13 protein-coding genes are annotated in these 16,739 nt (G+C 69.6%); 4 read left to right on the top strand and 9 right to left on the bottom strand.

Going from position 1 to position 16,739, the window contains the following annotated elements:
* Window positions 1–38 precede the first annotated feature (38 nt).
* Both RCR19_RS17750 and RCR19_RS17745 read right to left on the bottom strand, forming a co-directional pair.
* Complete coding sequence (locus tag RCR19_RS17750; protein WP_331266038.1) at window positions 39–1,343, bottom strand: oligosaccharide flippase family protein; 1,305 nt, start codon at window positions 1,341–1,343, stop codon at window positions 39–41.
* A gap of 102 nt (window positions 1,344–1,445) precedes the next feature.
* Entirely contained in the window at window positions 1,446–2,624 is a 1,179-nt protein-coding gene (locus RCR19_RS17745; protein ID WP_331266037.1) for a glycosyltransferase, read from the bottom strand.
* 170 nt (window positions 2,625–2,794) lie between these two features.
* Between RCR19_RS17745 and RCR19_RS17740 the strand changes: the two genes are divergently transcribed.
* Window positions 2,795–3,313, top strand: coding sequence for an acyltransferase (locus RCR19_RS17740; protein WP_331266036.1), 519 nt, complete (start codon window positions 2,795–2,797; stop codon window positions 3,311–3,313).
* A 437-nt stretch (window positions 3,314–3,750) separates the two neighbouring features.
* Here RCR19_RS17740 and RCR19_RS17735 read toward each other — a convergent pair whose 3' ends face one another.
* Together RCR19_RS17735 and RCR19_RS17730 are read right to left on the bottom strand one after the other, a co-directional pair.
* On the bottom strand, window positions 3,751–4,935 hold the full coding sequence (locus RCR19_RS17735) for an MraY family glycosyltransferase (RefSeq protein WP_331266035.1): 1,185 nt from the start codon (window positions 4,933–4,935) through the stop codon (window positions 3,751–3,753).
* A gap of 5 nt (window positions 4,936–4,940) precedes the next feature.
* A complete protein-coding gene (locus tag RCR19_RS17730) occupies window positions 4,941–6,008 on the bottom strand; it encodes an NAD-dependent epimerase/dehydratase family protein (protein ID WP_331266034.1) in 1,068 nt (355 codons plus the stop codon).
* 257 nt (window positions 6,009–6,265) lie between these two features.
* On the opposite strand from RCR19_RS17730, the gene RCR19_RS17725 reads away from it, so the two are divergent.
* Entirely contained in the window at window positions 6,266–7,555 is a 1,290-nt protein-coding gene (locus tag RCR19_RS17725) for a nucleotide sugar dehydrogenase (protein WP_331266033.1), read from the top strand.
* A 207-nt stretch (window positions 7,556–7,762) separates the two neighbouring features.
* Here the strand turns inward: RCR19_RS17725 and RCR19_RS17720 are convergent, their stop codons facing one another.
* From RCR19_RS17720 to RCR19_RS17700, 5 genes are all read right to left on the bottom strand, one after another.
* Window positions 7,763–8,701 (bottom strand): NAD-dependent epimerase/dehydratase family protein, encoded by a 939-nt coding sequence (locus RCR19_RS17720; RefSeq protein WP_331266032.1) that lies wholly within the window; start codon window positions 8,699–8,701, stop codon window positions 7,763–7,765.
* Window positions 8,698–9,906 (bottom strand): glycosyltransferase, encoded by a 1,209-nt coding sequence (locus RCR19_RS17715; RefSeq protein ID WP_331266031.1) that lies wholly within the window; start codon window positions 9,904–9,906, stop codon window positions 8,698–8,700. The genes RCR19_RS17720 and RCR19_RS17715 overlap by 4 nt, the downstream gene beginning before the upstream one ends.
* 242 nt (window positions 9,907–10,148) lie before the next feature.
* The gene (locus tag RCR19_RS17710; protein WP_331266030.1) at window positions 10,149–12,416 is read right to left on the bottom strand and encodes a (Fe-S)-binding protein; all 2,268 of its coding nucleotides are present in this window, start codon (window positions 12,414–12,416) and stop codon (window positions 10,149–10,151) included.
* A 164-nt stretch (window positions 12,417–12,580) separates the two neighbouring features.
* Window positions 12,581–13,426, bottom strand: a complete 846-nt coding sequence (locus RCR19_RS17705) for a glutaminyl-peptide cyclotransferase (protein ID WP_331266029.1) — start codon at window positions 13,424–13,426, stop codon at window positions 12,581–12,583.
* 164 nt (window positions 13,427–13,590) lie between these two features.
* On the bottom strand, window positions 13,591–14,178 hold the full coding sequence (locus RCR19_RS17700) for an LPXTG cell wall anchor domain-containing protein (protein ID WP_331266028.1): 588 nt from the start codon (window positions 14,176–14,178) through the stop codon (window positions 13,591–13,593).
* 337 nt (window positions 14,179–14,515) lie between these two features.
* Here RCR19_RS17700 and RCR19_RS17695 point away from each other — a divergent pair, with 337 nt between their 5' ends.
* Together RCR19_RS17695 and RCR19_RS17690 are read left to right on the top strand one after the other, a co-directional pair.
* The gene (locus RCR19_RS17695; RefSeq protein ID WP_331266027.1) at window positions 14,516–15,967 is read left to right on the top strand and encodes a polysaccharide biosynthesis tyrosine autokinase; all 1,452 of its coding nucleotides are present in this window, start codon (window positions 14,516–14,518) and stop codon (window positions 15,965–15,967) included.
* A complete protein-coding gene (locus RCR19_RS17690) occupies window positions 15,964–16,689 on the top strand; it encodes a low molecular weight phosphatase family protein (protein ID WP_331266026.1) in 726 nt (241 codons plus the stop codon). Before RCR19_RS17695 ends, RCR19_RS17690 begins: the two co-directional genes overlap by 4 nt.
* The last annotated feature ends 50 nt before the right edge of the window (window positions 16,690–16,739 follow it).

The following is a 16,739-nucleotide window of genomic DNA, read 5'->3' as shown; positions in this document are numbered from 1 at the left end:
CGAGGCCGGGTTCCGAGGCACATCAGGGCGATACCCGGTTATGGCACCCCGCCGATGCGCAGTGCTTTGAACCGGTGCTTCACCTCCATCGTGAAGCGTGCCGTCTCGGCGCTCGTAGGGAGCAGACACGTCCAGCCGAGTCCGCTCACCCGGCTGAAATACGCCACCTGGAAGGCGACGAGCGTCCCGTACGCCACAGTGGAAGCGAGCGCACACCCGATTGCGCCCCAGACGGGAATCGCCACTGCGTTCAATCCGACGTTCACCACCAGTGCGATCAGCGAGGGGAACACGACGAGGCGCGATGACCGCTGACGCAGCAGGAAATTGGACAGCGGCCGGGCTGCCGACAGCAGCAGGACCCCAGGGACCAGCCAACCGACGAGTGTGGCCGCGGCCGCGTACGCATGCCCGTACAGCGGGACGATCAGTATCGATACCGCGGTCACGGTCGTCACCGCGGACGCGACGCCCAGCAGCACGGTGAACCGGACGATCCGCGCCGTGACCATCGCTGACCCGCTCACGTCGCCGTCGAACTGGAGGGAGAGAGTGACCTGTGAGAACACGTCGACGGCTACTCGGCTCAGGTCCGCCAGGGTCACCGCGAGCGTGTAGATCCCGACCTCCCGCGGCCCGGCGAGGGCGTTCAGCAGAAAGACGTCCGACCGCAGCAGCAGGTATGCGGCTGCCGAACCGGCGTGAAGCCGTAGTCCCTTGGCACATGTCGCGGCGGCGAGACCCAGGTCGGGCAGCCCGAGGGTGACTCCTCCTGCGGCGATCAGCACGGCCAGGGGAGCGGCCATCGAGACCACCCATGCGACCACCACCATCTGGACGGTCAAGTGTCCGGTCAATCCGAGGACAACCAGGCAGAGGCACTGGGCTAGCGCACTCGCCAGCATTGCGCGTCCCGCCACACCGGTACGGGAGCGCAGAACCATGATGTTGGTTCCGTAGAACACGCTCATCCCCAAGGGCACGCCCGCACAGGCCGTCGCCAGGAGAGAGACGTCCGGAACGTTGGCGCTCCCCTGGAACACCAGGCCGAGCCCGATCGCCAGGGCAGCCGCGGCGGAACCGATGACCAGGCCGAGCGGCAAGCTGTTCGCATCGAGGGAAGGCCGTTGTCCTTCTCGCGCCCACATGGCTGTCTGTGCCTGATCGACGGACAGATGGCCCAGCGTCATGGCGGCCGTGGCGACAGTGACGGCCATGTAGTAGGTTCCGCGTCCCTCGGGTGGCAGAGCTCTCGCCACGACGACGCTGGCGAGAATGCCCATGGCGAGGGTGCCGGCACGGGCCAGCAGTATCCAGGCGAACTGCGGTCGGCGGTCATCCACTGTGCCGGAACACCTCCCCGACGACGAACAGCCGGGGCTGTTCGGAAAGCGTGCGGTGCGACGATTCGGACCGGGCCGGTTCCGTGGGCTCGGGCCGCCCCACTAGGACCGGCGCGCGAGCAGTTGCCGGTAGAGCGCGACATACCGGTCCACCATGACGTCGGCCGTGAGGTTGGCCATGGCCCACTCGCGTGCAGCCCGTCCCAGGGCGGCGGCAGCGTCCGGGTCGCTCAGCAACTGGTGGATTCCCTCGGCGAGGGCCGCCGGGTCCACAGGGGGCACCAGCACCCCGCGCCCCTCCACAAGCTCCGGGGTGCCGCCGACGGAGGTGGCCACCACCGGCCGGCCGGCCGCCATGGCCTCCATGACGGCATTGCTGGACCCTTCGTACAGGGATGGCAGCACGACCACGTCGGCCCGGGTCAGAAAACCGGACACATCGGCACGGGCCCCCAGGAAGCGGCAGTCGATCTCCAGGCGGTCGGCCAACTCCTGTAGCCCGGCGCGTTCGGGCCCGTCACCGATGAGGAGGAGGGTGCAGGGGCTTCCCCGGCGACTCAACGTCGCACAGGCTTCCAGGAGATAGCGGTGCCCCTTGTGGGCGGTGAGATTGGCGATGCACAGCACCACTGGCAGGGGGCTGACGACATCGGCGGGTTCGGCGGGTTCGAATTCGGTCGGTTGCATCCCGTTGGGGATCACGGCGATCTTGGCCGCCGGTACGCCTTCCTCGCGCCGGACTTCGTCGGCGATCGCCGACGCGTTGGCGACCAGGAAGTCCGTCCATCGTGTGGCGACCCGTTCCAGGGCGAGTACCACTCGGTTGTCCTTCTTGAAGAAGCCGAGACTCCGCCGCCCCGCCACGAACACCGGCACGCGTGCCAGCCGTGCGGCGGGGGCGGCCGTCATGTAGGCGTGCATCAGGAAGGCCTGGAGAATCTGTGGTCTTTCTTCGCGAAGGAAGACCACCAGGCGGATGCACGCACGTAGGTTGGCGATGATCTGCCTCCGTCCGAAAGGGCGCCGGCGGAATCCAAGTTCTACCACGCGTACGCCGGATTTCCGGAGTCCTTCCGCCCGCGGCCCCAGGTGGAACATGACGAGCATATGGGTCCGGATTCCGCGAGCGCTCAGCCCCTGTGCGAGTAGGACGAGCTGTTTCTCCGCGCCGCCGAGACCGAGTTGCCCGATCAGCAGGCATACTTTCTCGAGTGACTGGCCCTGCCTTGTCTGCTGGGTGCCGGGAACCTGGGGTACTGATGTTTTGTCAGTCAACGGCATGTGCGGCACACCTGTTATTTCCATGGATCGTGCACATGCTGTCGTAGCGTAGGCGGCATATCGATCGAAGCCGTGGTTTCGGTGTCCGCGTGTCACAGCGGATTCGGACCTCTCTCGAACGAGTACCCAACGTCCGCTAAACCCTGCTGGTCCACGGAAGGAACGCCCGTATGAAAAATCGACCACTCGTCTGGGGCGTCCGCTGTTTCTACAAGCTGATCGCACAGCGACTGGACCGGCGCATCCCGGGCGCGCGCGTCCTGCGCTGCTGGTGCGCCGAGAAGATCTGCGCGGAGGTGCGAGGGCCGGTCATGATCCATTCCCACGTCAGCCTGCCACCGACACTGAGGATGGGAAGAGGCGCCGCGATCGGGCAGGGAACCCGGATCCTCGGCTTGGGCCGCGTATCCCTAGGCGCTTATGTAAACATGGGACCGGAGTGCCTTTTCATCACGGGTGACCACCCGGTGCCCAAAGTCGGGGAAAGTTTCCGTGATCACGCCCCGATTCATGCCGACATCGTCGTGGAGGAGGACGTTTTCCTTGGTGCCCGGGTGACCGTTCTGCCGGGTGTGACGATTGGGCGTGGTGCCGCCGTCGGGGCCGGAAGCGTGGTGACGAAAGACGTTCCCTCAGACATGGTTGTGGCGGGAAATCCGGCAAGGGTGATCCGCGCTCGTGAGAGGTGAGAACAACATGAGGAAGAATCAACTCGGGTCAGCCTTGAGCTGAATGAGACACGGATTCTCCGGGTGAGGGCGACTTCGGCACTTCGTGACCACTTGATGTCCTTTCCCTCGGCGGGACCCATCGCCCTCGTGACTACGCAGGAATCCTGCACGGTGCTCTCACGAATCCTGTTCGTCCCCATGCGGGGCGGCCGAATCGGCGATGTCGTGGTCGAGCCGTTCGCGCGTGTGACCATGCGCTTGAAGCGAGCCAGCGCAGCAGCTCCTCCCATCGCGGCTTGCCGTGATGCAGCGCGCTTCGGCGTCCGCCGTACCCGTTCCCCCGGGCGCCTCGGCACCGCCCGCCCGCGCGGGCGGGCGGTGCCGAGGCGCGGCCGGGTCGGCCCCGCGTCGAGCGCGGGACCGGCCCTGACCGCGCCGGCGCGGCGGCTACGACGTCACTGCGGTGCGGCGGGAGTCCCCGCGGTGCGGGGCAGCGTGGCGGGCTTCCGGGCCTCCCGCGAATGCGGCACGGTCGTCGGCCGGAGCGACCGGTGACGGCGTCCGAATCCGCCGCCGCCAGGCCTGGACTGCGAGGCCGTGCGGTGGACCCCGCTCGCGGAGAAGGCCGGTGAAGCATCCGCGGTGGCCGGGATGACGAGCAGGAGCCGTACCGCGCCGACGCCCACCGCACAGGCGGCGACGAGGGCCACGCCCGGTGCGAGCACACCATGGGCCACCAGCACCGACGCGAGGCACCCCGCCATCGCGAACGCACCCATGACACGCACGACTTGGGGAACGGTCAGGCCCAGTCGGCGCAACCGGTGGGAGATGTGGTCCGTGCCGCCCTGAAGCAGCGGTCGTGCCTCCATGTAGCGGGACAGCATCACCAACGTGGTGTCCAGCGCCGGGACGAGGGTGGGGAGAAGAAGCACCGCGGGTCCGGAGAGGCCGTCGACGTCGTGGTGCACCACCGTCATCACGGAGGCCAGCATGAAGCCGAGGAAGAGCGAGCCAGCGTCGCCGAGAAAGATCCGCGCCGGATGCCGGTTGTGGAAGAGGAAACCGAGACAGGCCCCGACGAGAGCCGCCGTCAGCACGGCGAGGCCGATCCGCCCGTCGGCAAGGGCAGTCGCACAGAGGAACGCGCCGATGACGACGCACAGGGACGAGGCCGCGCCGTCCATGTTGTCGAGCAGGTTGAACGCGTTCGTCACGAAGACGATCCACACGATGGCGAACACCGCGTCGAAGGGGCCGCCGAGGATGGTCGGACACCCCCCGGCCAGCACGACCACCGCGGCCGCCGAGGTCTCGACGCACAGCCGGAACCGCACGCTGAGCTGCCGCAGATCGTCGATGAGTCCGAGGACGCACATGAGCGCGGAGCAGCCGAGCACAACGCCGAGCACCGGGTCGAAGACCCCTCGGGGAAGGACGGCGACGGCCGCGGCGGCGAGAGTGGCGGCCCCGACGGCGACACCGCCGAGATAGGGCGTCGGGCAGGTGTGCGCCTTACGAGGGCCGGGACGGTCGGTGATCCCATGGCGCAGGGCGAAGCGTCTGAGCGGCTCCGTCAGCAGCAGTCCGAGCAGCAGGGCCGCGCAGCCCGCGCTCGTCGTCACGACCGCTGCGCCCATGCCGGTCACCGTCCCGCCAGAGCGGTCCCGGCAACGGGTCCGCAGGTCGGAAGGCGCTGCTCCGGGGTGCTGGGCACCTGGGCGCACCGGTCGCCCCGCAACTCGGCCCGGGCGTCCGCGATCGCGTCCGCGAGGACGTCGGCCAGGGTGTGCCGTGGCTGCCAGCCCGTCAGGGCGCGCAGCTTGGCGGTGTCGGGCACGCGCCGCTCCATGTCCTCGAAGCCCGGCCCGTAGGCCTCGTCGTACGACAGGTGCTCCAGCGCTGAGACGCTGCCGGCCCGAGCGATGACCCGCTCGGCGAGTTCGCGGATGCTGATCTCGTCGGCCGCACCGATGTTGAAGATCTCTCCGACGGCGTCCGGGTGCTCGAGCAGGAGCAGCAGCGCCGCGACGGCGTCCGAGACGTGCAGGAAGCAGCGGCTCTGCCGGCCGTCCGCGTGGACGGTGAGGGGCTCCCCGCGCACCGCCTGCCGGGCGAACCGCGGGATGACCATGCCGTACGCGGAGCTCTGGCGGGGGCCCACGGTGTTGAAGAACCGCACGACGGTCGACCGCAGCCCCCGCTCCCGGTGGTAGAGCACGGCCATGATCTCGTCCACCGCCTTGGCCGTGCTGTACGACCACCGGGCGACGGACGGACTGCCGAGAACGCGGTCGGAGTTCTCGTTGAGCGGTCCGGATGAATTCTTTCCGTAGATTTCCGACGTGCTCGTGACGAGAATCCTGCGTTCATGCCGCTGTGCTGCCTCGATGACGTTCTCGGTGCCCTTTGTGTTCGTGATGAACGACTTCAGCGGCTGCTCGACGATGAGTTTGACCCCTACGGCGGCGGCCAAATGGACGACGACGTCGCATTCCCGGACCAGTTCGTCGACGAGGGGTGCATCGAGGACCGAGCCGCGGCGGAAACGAAGACGCGGGTTCTGCTGCGCCTTGGCGAGGTTCTCCGTCCGCCCGGTGGTGAGGTCGTCGAGGACCACCACGCTGTGTCCATGGGCCAGCAAGGCGTCCACGAGATGGGAGCCGATGAAGCCGGCTCCTCCGGTGACCAGGTAATTCGAACTACGATCCATGAGCGGCTTCACTCCGGTTTCGGAAGATGGCGACGGGGTTCCGGCACAGCTCGATCGATGGCCGAGCCAAGGTTCACCTATGCAATGAGTAGCCGAATCTGAAACCTCGTCAGCTCAATGCGGTCCCTTCGGCGCGTCCGCTGGTTACGGAATCAGAGTGACGCCGCGTGGACACATTCCACAGGGCTCCGGGGGAGCCGTCACTCGTGCATGAATGGGGGGGTGGAATATGCGGATTCCCCAAAACTATCGGAGTGGTGAGTGTGCGTCAGAAGGACGATGCCGGTGACAAGGGAAAGTTGATCGTCGTAGGGCTGGGCTATGTGGGCCTGCCCATGGCCGTGCGGGCCGTCGAGGCGGGGTACTCGGTCGTCGGCGTGGACACGGACGATTTGCGGGTGAAACGCCTGGGGGCCTGTGACTCCTACATCGAGGGCATCGGCGACGCACGTCTCGCCGCCGCCGCGGACAGTGGCCGCTTCCGCGCCACCACCGAGTACGAGGACATCGACGGCCTCGACGTGTGTGTCATCACGGTGCCGACGCCGCTGCGCGAGGGTGTGCCGGATCTGAGCTTCGTGGAATGTGCCGGACGGAGCGTCGCCCCGCACCTCACCCCCGGCTCCACCGTGATCCTGGAGTCCACGACGTATCCGGGCACGACCGAGAGCCTGCTGCTCCCACTGCTGGAGCAGGGCAGCGGCCTGAGCGCGGGGGCCGACTTCCACCTCGGCTACAGCCCCGAGCGCATCGACCCCGGGAACCCCGACTGGCACCTGGAGAACACACCCAAGGTGATCTCCGGGATCGACGCCGCGTCACTGCGCAGGATCGAGGGCTTCTACGGCGACATCGTGGAGCGCACCGTGCCCGTGAGCTCCTGCCGTACGGCCGAGCTGACCAAGCTGCTCGAGAACACCTACCGTCATGTCAACATCGCCCTGGTCAACGAAATGGCCATGGTGTCACGGCAGTTGGGCGCCGACATCTGGGAGGCCGTCGAGGCCGCCGCCACCAAGCCGTTCGGATTCATGCCGTTCAGGCCTGGCCCGGGGGTGGGCGGGCACTGCCTGCCGGTGGACCCCTCCTATCTGTCCTGGCAGGTCAAGAGGCTGCTGAAGCGGGACCTCCGGTTCATCGCACTGGCCAACGAGATCAACGACAACATGCCGGACCATGTCGTCCGGCGGGTCACCCGCGGACTGAACGAGCGCGGCAAGTCGGTCAAGGACGCGCGCGTGCTCCAACTGGGCCTGGCCTACAAGAAGAACACCGGTGACATCCGGGAGTCGCCCGCCCTCGTCCTCGCCAGGTCGCTGCTCGCTCTCGGAGCCCGGCTGGTCGTGGCCGAGCCGCACACCGACGCGTACCTCGTGCCCCTGGACATCACGCGCGTCGAGCTCACCGAGGCGGAGATCCGCTCCGCCGACGTGATCGTGGTCGCGACCGACCACGACGCCTTCGACTACGCGCTCGTCGAACGGGCCGGTGCGTACGTGCTCGACACCCGCAACCGCTGCCGGGGCGAGAGGGTCGAGATTCTCTGATCGGCCCCGCCGGGTCCGAGCAGGCCGGCGGCCGCCCCTGAACCGGTCTCACGGCAGCGGCGGGCACCGGCCCCCCGATCGCCCACAGCTGTCTGCGCGCCGGGGAGAGGAGGCGGGCCACCACGGTGGCCCGCCTCCTCTCCCCGGCGTCCTGTGCGTCCGGTCCCCGGTGGGTGAGGCCGTGAGAGCCCCGTGCCACGTCCGCCGCTACGCGTACTCGGGCAGGGAGCGGAACCACCGCACGGTCTCGGCCAGCCCCTGTTCCAGGGGAACGGCCTCGACGCCCGCGAAGAGACCGCGGAGCAGCCCGTCGTCGGCCTGGGAGTCCCGTACGTCACCGCGGCGCGATGGCTCATGGTGGAACTCGACCGCCGTCTCCAGCGCCTTGGCCAGGTGATGGCCGAGTTCCAGCACGCTGACCCGGGTGCCGAAGGCCAGGTTCACCGGGTCGGCACAGGTCACCTTGCGCAGGACGGCGTCGGCGAGCACCCGGGCGACCGTTCCGACATAGGTGAAGTCGCGGGTCTGGTGACCGTCCCCGAACACCGTCAGCGGCCTGCCGCGCAGCGCCGCGTCGACGAAGGACGGGACGACCGCCGCGTACGCGTGTCCGGCGGGCTGCAGCGGGCCGTAGACGTTGAAGAAGCGGAACGCGAGGGCCGGAAGACCGAAGGCGTGACCGTAGGAGAGCACGTAGGACTCGGTCGCGAGCTTGCTGGCGGCGTAGGGGCTGAGCGGACGGGTCGGCAGGCCCTCGTGTTTGGGCAGGGCGGTGACCGAGCCGTACACCGAGGACGACGACGCGGCGACCAACTGGGTGTGGTGACGGCGGCACGCTTCGAGCACCCGCACGGTGCCGGTGGCGTTGACCTCGTGGGTGGCGAACGGATCCGCGAGGGAGCGCGGCACGGACGGCCGGGCGGCCAGATGCACCACCGCGTCCGCCCCGTCCACCACGTCCTCGAGCAGGTCCCGGTCGAGGATGCTCCCCTCGACCAGCTCCGCGCCCGTGCCCGCCAGATTCGCCGCCGCCCCGGTGCTCAGATCGTCCAGGGCGACGACCCTCCCGACGGATCGCCGGGAGATCAGCTCTCGGCAGAGGTTGGCTCCGATGAACCCGGCACCGCCGGTCACTACGACCTTCATCGGTTCGCACCTTTCGTCAGGGGTGTCGGCCACCAGCCGCGTGCGACCGCGATGGAGGCATAGAGGTCATGGGTGTCCTGGACCAGACGCTCGGCCCCGAAGCGCTGCGCCGTCCAGGTGCGGGCCTGCTGCCCCATGAGCAGGCGCAGCCGGTCGTCGCGCAGCAGCCGGACGGCGTGGCGGGTGAGCTCCGCGGCGTCGGGAGGAGCGAGCAGGCCGGTGTGCCCGTCCCGCACCACCTCCGACACACTGCCCACATTGGTCGCCACCGCCGGAAGGCCCGCGAGGCCCGCCTCGATCAGGCTGACCGGCATGCCCTCGTTGTCCGACGTCAGCAGCACCAGGTCCGCGGCCGCGTACACGGTCTCCACGTCGGCGCGCCAGCCCAGCAGGTGCAGCGACTCGCTCAGGTCGGCCGCCGTCTCCAGCTCACCGTGCAGATCTCCGCCCCCGCACACCAGGAACCGGGCGCCCGGCACGGCGCGCCGCACCTCCCGGGCCACCGACAGGAACCGATCGGGCCGTTTGACCCCGGTGACCCGCCCGACGTACGCCACGACGGGACCGTCCTCCGGCAGGCCGAGGCTCCTGCGCGCCTCGGCGCGCGGTGCGGGCACGGCCGCGGTGGTGCCGGGCGGTACCACCGCGTACTGCCCGGGGTGCCCGATACCCGCGGCCAGGAGGTCGTCGCGGACGGTGCAACCCACCGCCACCAGCCGGTCGGTGACGGCGGCCAGCCTGCGCTCGGCCCGGACCACCAGCCGGGTCTTCGCCGGTGAGAAATAGCCGTGCAGAAGGTGTCCGTGGTACGTGTGCACCCGCGCCGGCACCCGTGCGAGCACCGCCGCCAGGCGGCCGAGGGTTCCGGCCTTGGCGGTGTGCGTGTGCACGATGTGCGGGCGGAAGCGGCGCATGGCCGCGGTCAGTGCGGCCAGCGCACGCAGGTCGTCGGTGGGACGCACGGCCCGTCCCAGGGTGGGCACCCGGCAGACCTGCACATCGGGGGCGCGCTGCTCCACGTAGTCGGCCTCGTCCGGGCCCACGAACCCGGCGTACAGCCGGTGGTCGAACAACTCGTCGTCGAGCCCGCGCATCAGGGTGGAGACCTGGAGGGCCGGACCACCGACGTTCATTCTGGCGATGACCCTCATCACCCGGATACGGGAGTCGTCGGGGCCGGCTGTGCCGCTCCGGGCCATCACCATTCAGCCTCACCGCGTTCTCGGCCGACCGCCGAGGCGGGCGGCGATTCATGATCACGACAGGCAGTCATGCTGGCAGCGGGGGCATGGGAGGCGACGCAGACGTACCGCCCACCGGCGGAAGAGCACACCTACGGCCTACAGGTCCCGGCCGTCGCCCGTCCCCGGCACGGCGAACGGCCGAGGGGCCCACATCGCCTGCTGCGACGTGGGCCCCTCGGCCGCGGATTCCTGTGCGGCGCCTGCTACTTCACCGGCTCGGGCTCCGGCGCGCTCTCGGTCTCCGCCTCGCCCGCCGGGTCCACCGGCGTCCTGACGGAGTCGAGCAGCAGCTGGGCGACGTCCACGACCTGGACGGACTCCTTCGCCGTGCCGTCGTTCTTCTTGCCGTTGACCGAGTCGGTCAGCATGACCAGGCAGAACGGGCAGGCGGTGGAGACGATGTCCGGGTTGAGGGAGAGGGCCTCGTCGACGCGCTCGTTGTTGATGCGCTTGCCGATCCGCTCCTCCATCCACATCCGGGCACCGCCGGCGCCGCAGCAGAAGCCGCGCTCCTTGTGGCGGTGCATCTCCTCGTTGCGCAGACCGGGGACCTTGCCGATGATCTCGCGCGGGGGCGTGTAGATCTTGTTGTGGCGGCCCAGGTAGCACGGGTCGTGGTAGGTGATGATGCCCTCGACCGGGGTGACCGGGACCAGCTTGCCCTCGTCCACCAGGTGCTGCAGCAGCTGGGTGTGGTGGATGACCTCGTAGTCGCCGCCGAGCTGCGGGTACTCGTTGCCGATGGTGTTGAGGCAGTGCGGGCAGGTCGCGACGATCTTCTTCGCGGACCTCGGCTTCTTCGTCGCCGGGTCCTCGTCGTCCTCGCCGAAGGCCATGTTCAGCGCGGCCACGTTCTCCATGCCGAGCTCCTGGAACAGGGGCTCGTTGCCCAGGCGGCGGGCGGAGTCACCGGTGCACTTCTCGTCGCCGCCCATGATCGCGAACTTGACGCCCGCGATGTGCAGGAGTTCGGCGAACGCCTTCGTGGTCTTCTTGGCGCGGTCCTCCAGGGCACCGGCGCAGCCGACCCAGTAGAGGTACTCGACCTCCGTGAGGTCCTCGATGTCCTGACCGACGACCGGCACCTCGAAGTCGACCTCCTTGGTCCACTCCAGACGCTGCTTTTTGGCCAGGCCCCAGGGGTTGCCCTTCTTCTCCAGGTTCTTGAGCATCGTGCCCGCCTCGGACGGGAACGAGGACTCGATCATGACCTGGTAGCGGCGCATGTCGACGATGTGGTCGACGTGCTCGATGTCCACCGGGCACTGCTCGACACAGGCGCCGCAGGTGGTGCAGGACCACAGGACGTCCGGGTCGATGACGCCGTTCTCCTCCAGGGTGCCGATCAGCGGGCGCTCGGCCTCGGCGAGGGCCGCCGCGGGGACGTCCTTGAGCTGCTCGGCGGACGCCTTCTCCTCGCCCTCCATCGTCTTGCCGCCGCCGGCCAGCAGATACGGGGCCTTGGCGTGCGCGTGGTCCCGGAGGGACATGATCAGCAGCTTGGGGGAGAGGGGCTTGCCGGTGTTCCAGGCCGGGCACTGCGACTGGCAGCGGCCGCACTCGGTGCAGGTGGAGAAGTCGAGCAGGCCCTTCCAGGAGAACTGCTCGACCTGGGAGACGCCGAAGACGTCGTCCTCGCCCGGGTCGGTGAAGTCGATCGGCTTGCCGCCGCTCGTCATCGGCTGCAGCGCGCCGAGCGCCGTACCGCCGTCGGACTCGCGCTTGAACCAGATGTTCGGGAAGGCGAGGAAGCGGTGCCAGGCCACGCCCATGTCCGTCTTCAGGGAGACCGTGATCATCCAGATGAAGGACGTCGCGATCTTGATCATCGCGACCAGGTAGACCACGTTCTGCAGCGTGCCGACGCTCAGGCCCTTGAAGGCCGCGACCAGCGGGTACGAGATCAGGTACGACGCCTCGTAGCCCGACACGTGGTGCAGGGCGCCCTCCAGGCCGCGCAGCGTGAGGATCGCGAGGCCGATGATGAGGATGACGGCCTCGACGAAGTAGGCCTGGCCGATGTTGGACCCCGCGAAGCGGGACTTGCGGCCCGGGCGGCCCGGCCGCGACAGCTGGCGGATCACGATGAGCGTGAGGATGCCCAGCGTCGTGAGCACGCCGACGAGCTCGGTGAAGACCTCGTACGGCGCCCAGTCGCCGATGACGGGGATGAACCAGTCGGCCCGGAAGAGCTGGCCGAAGGCGTTGACCAGGGTCAGGACCAGGGTGAAGAAGCCCACCGCCACGAACCAGTGCGCGACGCCGACGATGCCCCAGCGGTTCATACGGGTGTGGCCGAGGAACTCCTTGACCACGGTGACGGTGCGCTGTCGGGGATCGTCGGTGCGGGTGCCGGCGGGTACGTTCTGTCCGAGCCGCACGAAGCGGTAGATCTGGGCGATGGCTCGGGCGAACAACGCCACGCCGACCACGGCCAGGACCAGCGACACGATGATCGCGGCGAGTTGCATTTGGGGGCTCCTCGGGCCTGCGAGGGGGTCTCCTCGGCGTACGTCCTCTGTACTCCGGCGGAGAGATTACTAAGCGGTAACTTATGCAGTCCGTTCGAGAGTACCCACTTCTTCCATCGCACTGTAGTGGCGCAGGCGGTGATCTGCGTCGCTGTGCTGCCCGCTCAGGCGGGCACGAACGCCACACGGAACATTCTGGGCCAGAACTTCCCCGTGACGAGGAACTGGTCCGTCCCGGGGACGGCGGCGATGCCGTTCAGCACCGACCCCTCGACGATCTCGTCGTCGTGCAGCAGCCCTGAGGCGTCGATGCTCGCCGTCACCGCTCCGGTGGCGGGGTCGATGCGCAGGATCCGGTCGGTGGGGAGCACGTTCGCGTAGACGGCGGTGCCCACGCACTCCAGCTCGTTCAGTCCCGTCACCGGCCGGCCCTCCTCCGTCACGGTGACCTCACCTCTGCTCGCCAGTGTGCCGGGGTCGCGGAAGGCCAGCCGCGCCGAGCCGTCGCTGGTCACCAGCCGGTGCCGGTCCCGCTGGAGGCACGCCCCCCAGCCCTCGTCCGGGTAGGGGACGCGGCGCAGCTCGGCGAGGGTCCGGGCGTCGCGCTCGATGGCGATCCCGTTCCGCCAGGTGAGCTGCCACAGGGTGCGGCCGACCACGGAGATGCCCTCGCCGAACAAGGGTGCCGGGAGTGCCGTGCGGACCCCGGGCTTCCGGCCGGGAGGCCCGGCCCGCATGGAGGACCGGCCGGCGAGTCCCGTGCTCTCGTAGAGCGTGCCGGCCACGATCTCCAGGCCCTCGGTGAAGGCCTCGGGGTCGTGCGGAAGGGCCTCGAGGACCTTGACCTTCAGTTGCTCGATCCGCTGAGCGGCCGGGCGCCGGTCGCCCGTGGACTCGGCGGCTCCGCCGACCCGGTCGTCCGTCGAGCGGTCCGCCCCGGAGCACGCCGCGAGCAGCAGGCCGCACGCGAGGACTCCGGCCGCCGCAGTGCGGCGCGCGCGCTCAGACACGGTCCCGGTCCGCGGCCGACGGTCCGATGGATCGGGACGGTGCGACGACGGAAGGCGCTCCTTCGCCGGGCTCGTCCGCCTCGGGCGCACGGACGGCGTCCCGGCCGGGGCCGGGACGCCGGGATACCGCCGTGCGATTGTCACTGTGCGTCATGGACCCGCCGTCAGGAGTTGCGGCGACGGCGCATGACCAGCAGCGTGCCACCGCCGACGGCGATCATCCCGGCCGCGGCGCCGCCCAGGCCCAGCGCCTTCTCGTCACCGGTCTTCGCGAGGCTCTGCGCGCTGCCGGCGGGGCCCATCCTGTTGCCCCGCCCACCGCGGCCGTCGTCGTGCCAGCCGTGACGCCCTCCTCCCGGCCGCCCGAGGGGCGGCATCACCCGGAGGTTGACGGCGACATGGCGGTAGGGGTGGAGTGCGGTCAGCCGGAAGACGTGCATGCCCGACCCGATCCTCGGGACGCGCACCCTCCCCTGTACCGCTCCGAACCGGTCGGCCCGGTAGCGGCCGAGGACGATCGTGCGCGACAGCAGTTCCACGGTGACGAGCTGCCGGCGGGTGAATCCCCTGGCGGTGAAGGACACTGTCTGCCCTGATCGCACCGTGTAGCTGCTGAGTGACAGTGTCGGTCCCGTGGGCGGGTACGGCGGCTGCGCATGGGCGGCCGGCGCCCCGGTCAGCGGTGTGGCGACCAGCACGGCAGCCGATGCTGCCGATGCCAGCGCGACCCGCCATTTCGGCGATGTCGTCATCTTCGTTCGCTCTCCTCGACTTCTTGTGGCTTCCCTTTGGGTCAGGCTGCGTCGTGTCAGCCGGATCAAGATCTAGATACATGAATTAATGGGACATATCGCCGCCGACTGGCATGATCAGAGCAGAAGGCACCGGATGATGTAGCAGTTGCACCTCGATGACCCGCCCGTGTCGGTCCGACCGGGCGACGTAATCGCGTGCGGGGTCAGGTCCGTTCGACGGGACCCCGGGGCTGCCTCCCCCGGATGACGTGGGCGATTGCCTATGTTCGGCTGCGCGCATAGGGAACAGAACGCACCAATTCGGGTAGTTCCATCGGTCTATGAGGGGTGCAGCTTGGATCTCCACGGATTCCTGAAGGCTTTTGCCAGACGCTGGCCGACCGTTGTGGTCTGCCTGCTCCTAGCGATCGGGGCGGCGTTCGCCGCGACCACCCTGAGCACCCCCGTCTACGAGGCCAGGACCCAGCTCTTCGTCGCCACCCGCACCGGCGAGGACACCACGCAGCTGAATCAGGGTCAGAGCTTCTCCCAGGCACGTGTGCAGTCGTACGCCGAGATCGTGACGACACGTCAGGTCACCGCGCCCGTGGTGGAGGAGCTCGGGCTGCACACCACGCCCGAGGAACTGGCGTCCCGGATCACCGCCCGGGCTCCGCTCAACACCGTGCTCATCGACATCACCGTCCGGGACACCGTGCCGCTGCGGGCGGCGCGCATCGCCAACGCCGTGGCCGACCGGTTCACTTCGGTGGTCGAGAGGCTGGAGACGCCCAAACGCCTGTCGGGCTCGGGCAAGTCCTCGAGGAGCCGCACCTCGCCCGTCTCCCTGGGCGTCACCCAGGAGGCCGTCGCACCCACCGCTCCCGTCTCGCCCCGCCCCGTGCTGAACCTGGCAGCGGGCGTGCTCGCCGGCCTGCTGCTCGGGGCCGGTCTCGTCGCCCTGCGCGAGACGCTCGACACCACGCTCAAGACCGGTGAGATGCTCACCCAGTTCACCGCGCTGCCCGTCCTCGGCGCCATCCCCTACGACCGCAACGCACCCAAGAAGCCGCTCGTCACCTCCGACGTGCACTCCAAGCGTGCCGAGGCCTTCCGCAAGCTGCGCACCAACCTTCAGTTCTCGCAGGTCGACGACCCGCCCCGGCTCATCGTGGTGACGAGTTCGGTGCCCGGTGAGGGCAAGACCAACACCGCCGTGAACCTCGCCCTGTCGCTCGCCGAGGCGGGTGTGTCCACCTGCCTGGTCGACGCCGACCTGCGCCGTCCGTGTGTGGCCCCGACGTTCGGGCTCGTCCAGGACGCCGGTCTGACCACGGTGCTCATCGGCCAGGCCCGTATCGAGGACGTGATGCAGCAGTCCGGCGGCGGGCTCTCGGTGCTCACCAGCGGGGCCGTACCGCCGAACCCCACCGAACTGCTCGCGTCGGCGCGGATGGAGGAGGTGCTGCGCGAACTGGCGGACACCTACGAGATCGTGATCGTCGACTCCGCGCCGCTGCTGCCGGTCGCCGACACGTTGGGACTCGCCTCGCTCGCCCAGGGCGCACTGCTCGTCGTCCGCGCCGCGAAGACCAGCCGGGACCAGGTCCGCACCGCTGCGGAGTCACTGGACCGCGTGGGCGTCCATGTCCTCGGCACCGTCTTCAGCATGGCTCCGATCCCCAAGGGCGGTCGCTACGGCGCCGGGGCCTACGGGCGGTACGGCGAACTGCCCGCGCCGCGTGCCGAGGCCGCGCGGGGCGCGGCCGTCACGCCTTCGGGACCGCATCACACGAGCGAGACATGACCCGGGTCCTGTTCGTGTGCACGGGCAATGTGCACCGCTCGGTGCTCGCCGAGCGGCTGCTGGCCGCGAGGCTCCCGTCCGGCTCGGCCGTTCGCCCGGAGAGCGCCGGCACCGAGGCGCGCCCCCGGCCCGGCATGGAGAGGTCGACCAGGGCGGTGCTGGAGAAGCTGGGCGGGGACGGCTCCGGCTTCGCGGCCCGCAGGCTCACCGCACCGCTCGTCGCCGGGGCGGGCCTGGTGCTCGGGCTCGCACGCGAGCACCGGGAGGCGGCCGTGCGCCTCGCGCCCTCGGCTATGCGGCGCTGCTTCACCCTGAAGGAGTTCGTGCGCCTTGCCGCAGGGGGAGTGGACGGGGTGCGGGGCTGGACGGACGGGGAGACGCCGCGCGCGCAGCGGCGGCCCGTTGACGAAGGGGTGCCGGGCGTGACCCGGGAGCGGTGCGGGCCGGCCGGCCCGCACGGCGCGGTTCCGTACCCGGCGGCCCCCCGCTCCTCGGCCCCGGGCACCCTCCACGGCGCGGCGGCCCCGGTACTCGCCTTCGACGTCGTGGTGGCCGCCGCGGCCACCCGCCGGGGCTCGACCGGTCCGGTCCCGGCCGCCGACGACGACGTCCTCGACCCCTGGGCGCAGCCCTACGAGGTGCTGTACGAGTGCGCCCGGGAGATCGACCGGGCGGTGAGCAGGCTGGCGTTGCTTCTGGGGGGCGGTGGCGCAAGCGTCTGAGGAGCCAGGGTCAGCGCCTTGACCTGCGATGTTTCCCTGGTTGCCGTGCC

It is taken from the genome of Streptomyces sp. WAC07094 (genome assembly GCF_036320405.1).
Taxonomy (GTDB): domain Bacteria; phylum Actinomycetota; class Actinomycetes; order Streptomycetales; family Streptomycetaceae; genus Streptomyces; species Streptomyces lannensis.
This window is presented reverse-complemented; position numbering and strand designations above follow the sequence as displayed.

Coding starts and splice junctions, on each gene's coding strand:
- RCR19_RS17745 (WP_331266037.1), bottom strand. CDS start 2,624: ATGCCGTTGACTGACAAAACATCAGTACCCCAGGTTCCCGGCACCCAG.
- RCR19_RS17740 (WP_331266036.1), top strand. CDS start 2,795: ATGAAAAATCGACCACTCGTCTGGGGCGTCCGCTGTTTCTACAAGCTG.
- RCR19_RS17735 (WP_331266035.1), bottom strand. CDS start 4,935: ATGGGCGCAGCGGTCGTGACGACGAGCGCGGGCTGCGCGGCCCTGCTG.
- RCR19_RS17730 (WP_331266034.1), bottom strand. CDS start 6,008: ATGGATCGTAGTTCGAATTACCTGGTCACCGGAGGAGCCGGCTTCATC.
- RCR19_RS17720 (WP_331266032.1), bottom strand. CDS start 8,701: ATGAAGGTCGTAGTGACCGGCGGTGCCGGGTTCATCGGAGCCAACCTC.
- RCR19_RS17715 (WP_331266031.1), bottom strand. CDS start 9,906: ATGGTGATGGCCCGGAGCGGCACAGCCGGCCCCGACGACTCCCGTATC.
- RCR19_RS17710 (WP_331266030.1), bottom strand. CDS start 12,416: ATGCAACTCGCCGCGATCATCGTGTCGCTGGTCCTGGCCGTGGTCGGC.
- RCR19_RS17700 (WP_331266028.1), bottom strand. CDS start 14,178: ATGACGACATCGCCGAAATGGCGGGTCGCGCTGGCATCGGCAGCATCG.
- RCR19_RS17690 (WP_331266026.1), top strand. CDS start 15,964: ATGACCCGGGTCCTGTTCGTGTGCACGGGCAATGTGCACCGCTCGGTG.